Source organism: Exiguobacterium sp. SH0S7, assembly GCF_004337195.1.
Taxonomy (GTDB): domain Bacteria; phylum Bacillota; class Bacilli; order Exiguobacteriales; family Exiguobacteriaceae; genus Exiguobacterium; species Exiguobacterium aurantiacum_A.
In genome coordinates this window covers 1-379 of record NZ_SJVA01000055.1, presented here as the reverse complement: position 1 = coordinate 379, position 379 = coordinate 1, and the positions used below count along the sequence as shown (strand labels likewise).

Here is a 379-nt window from a genome sequence, read left to right as displayed (position 1 = left end):
GGTGCCATAGTCATTGATGGTATAGGCCTATACCGTTCGAGTTTTCAATGGTGAATTGAGTGGCTGTTAGTGTTGAGCTATGCCCAATAATGATGCCGTCATCGTTACTCTTAATGGTGCTGCCTGTGCCTAAGTCAGCATGGGTATAGTCACCAATTAAGTTAATGCCGATGGCAGAGGTTTGACCAACAACATCTACTGTGAGTCGATTAGCTGTCAGGGAGCTGTTTTTGCCCTGAATAATGATTCCTTTTGCATATCCAGAGGCGGCGTTGACATTGACGGTGACATCATTACCCAGGTTGATATTGCCAGGCGTGTTTCCTGCTGGGGTCATTACACCATAGAGGTTTCCTGATGGATCGGCGGTATCTCCTGT

Annotated in this window: 1 protein-coding gene; it reads right to left on the bottom strand. The window is 46.7% G+C overall.

All coding sequences use genetic code 11. The features are described 5' to 3' along the window. Positions 1–10: 10 nt before the first annotated feature. A partial coding sequence (locus EVJ22_RS15385) for an adhesin (protein WP_131444298.1) occupies positions 11–379 on the bottom strand: 369 nt, incomplete at its 5' end.